This window comes from Microbacterium sp. ISL-103 (genome assembly GCF_018613995.1).
Lineage (GTDB): Bacteria > Actinomycetota > Actinomycetes > Actinomycetales > Microbacteriaceae > Microbacterium.
The window spans coordinates 1-2156 of record NZ_JAGGPD010000148.1 but is presented as its reverse complement, the minus strand read 5'-3'; the positions used below and the strand labels follow the sequence as shown (position 1 = coordinate 2156).

3 protein-coding genes are annotated in these 2156 nt (G+C 69.0%); 2 read left to right on the top strand and 1 reads right to left on the bottom strand.

Translation table 11 applies throughout. From position 1 onward, the window contains the following. Window positions 1-242, top strand: a 242-nt coding sequence (locus J7E68_RS06370) for a response regulator transcription factor (protein WP_215170918.1), incomplete at its 5' end; no start/stop codon positions are given. Window positions 243-266: 24 nt separating this feature from the next. On the opposite strand, the gene J7E68_RS06365 is transcribed toward J7E68_RS06370, so the two are convergent. Further along, entirely contained in the window at window positions 267-1166 is a 900-nt protein-coding gene (locus J7E68_RS06365) for an A/G-specific adenine glycosylase (protein ID WP_396652487.1), read from the bottom strand. Window positions 1167-1251: 85 nt separating this feature from the next. On the opposite strand from J7E68_RS06365, the gene truB reads away from it, so the two are divergent. Then, window positions 1252-2145 carry a tRNA pseudouridine(55) synthase TruB gene (gene truB / locus J7E68_RS06360; RefSeq protein ID WP_215170916.1) on the top strand — a complete coding sequence of 298 codons (894 nt, stop codon included), beginning with the start codon at window positions 1252-1254 and terminating at the stop codon, window positions 2143-2145. Window positions 2146-2156 lie beyond the last annotated feature (11 nt).

Here is a 2156-nt window from a genome sequence, read left to right as displayed (position 1 = left end):
CGGCGGCCGCCGGAGATCCGCTCGGGGCGTGCCGGCGGGTGTGGGAGTCCGTGTTGACCGCTCGCGAACTCGAGGTGGCGATGCTCGCGGTCGGCGGAGCGCCGAATCGCGACATCGCCGACTCGCTCCATGTGTCGGTGCGCACGGTCGAGGTGCACCTCGGCCGGGTGTTCGCGAAGCTCGAGGTCAAGACGCGCGTCGAACTCACCGTCCTCGCCCACCGCATCGGGCAGTTCGTCTGAGCAGGGCGGCCGCGCCACTCCTCGTCAGCGAGGAAGCGACAGCATCTCGCCATCGGCCTCTGCGAGTCCGTCGGCGATCAGAGAGTCGATCGCGCGGTCGCGCTGAAGAGGGTCCGGCCAATCGGGCAGCACGCTGTCGATGAGGACAGGGTCGGGCGCAGCCGTCCGCAGCATGCGAAGCACCGCGCCTCTGGCCTGCCGGTCAGACCCCTCGAACGCCGCCTGGCGACGACGGGTGTCTCCGGTGTCAGGGCGCCCCGCCGCGACCCATGCGCAGGCGCCGACCAGCGGGCACATCTCGCAGCGGGGCGACCGTGCGGTGCACACGGTGGCTCCGAGTTCCATCGCCGCGGCGTTGAAGACCGCCGCCTCCGTCACGTCGGTCGGGAGCAGGGAATCCATCAGGGCGAGATCTCGGCGGGACGGCGGTCCCGGCTGCGCCTGACCGAGAACGGCGCGCGCGAGGACCCGACGCGTGTTCGTGTCGACCACGGGGTGTCGATCTCCATATGCGAAGACCGCCACTGCTCGGGCCGTGTAGTCGCCGATGCCCGAGAGCTGGAGCAGAGCGTCGACGTCGCGCGGGACGACTCCGTCATGACGTTGAGCGATCTCGACGGCGGCCCGATGCAACCACAGTGCGCGACGCGGATAGCCGAGGTTGGCCCACTGCTGCACCACCTCGGCCGGCGTCGCGGCAGCCATCGCGGTGGGGGTCGGCCATCGATCGAGCCATGCCTCGAGGTGGGGAATCACGCGGTTCACCGGGGTCTGCTGCAGCATGAACTCGCTGACCAGGGTGCCCCAGGCGCCGAAGTCGTCGTGGAATCGCGGACGCCGCCACGGCAGGTCTCGCGCGGCGAGTCGATACCATCTCGTCAGAGGCAGTGATTCCGCGGCGTCGGGATGCGAAGTCGGGGCCACCTCGACAGCCTATGCGAACACGACGAGGGAGCAGTCGTCCTACGCGGTGTGCGGCTGAGGCGGGGTCGCATCGTAGGCTGGGGGGATGGTCTCGCCCGGCATCCTCCTCGTCGACAAGCCCGCTGGCCTGACCAGCCATGATGTCGTCGCACGCACTCGTCGCGCGCTCGGCACCCGCAAGGTCGGTCACGCCGGCACACTCGATCCGATGGCCACGGGGCTGCTCGTGATCGGCGTCGAGGGTGCGACTCGTCTGCTCACCTACATCGTCGGGGCCGACAAGACCTACGAAGCGACGATCCGACTGGGGCAGACCACAGGCACGGATGATGCCGACGGTGACATCCTCACTCGAGCGCCCGAGTCGGCATGGGCGTCTGTGACACCTGAGCGAGTGTCGGCCGGCGTCTCCGCACTGACGGGGGCGATCTCGCAGGTTCCCAGTTCCGTGTCGGCCATCAAGGTCGACGGGCGTCGTGCCTACGATCGGGTTCGCGCGGGGGAGGAGGTCGTACTCGCACCGCGTGACGTGACCGTCTCGCGATTCGACGTCATCGACCGGCGCATCGGCGACGGCTTCATGGATCTCGACGTCGTCGTCGACTGCTCATCGGGCACCTACATCCGTTCTCTGGCGCGAGATCTGGGGATCGATCTGGGTGTGGGCGGACACCTCACGGCGTTGCGGCGCACCAGGGTCGGGGACTTCGACGTGGCGGACGCCGCTGACATCGATGATCTCGCCGAGGCCGAACTGCTGACGCCCGCTGCCGCCGCCGCGAGAGTTCTCGATCCGCTGCAGGTCTCGACGGCCGATGCCAGAGATCTGCGTCATGGCAAGCGGCTCGCGGGTCGGGCCGATCGGCTGAGCGGCAGCCTGGCCGCGGCGATCGACGAGGACGGTGTGCTCGTGGGCGTCGTCGAGAAGCGCGGGGCGGATCTCAAGAGCGCCATGAACATGCCGGAGATCTCCCGATGATCCTGTGGTTC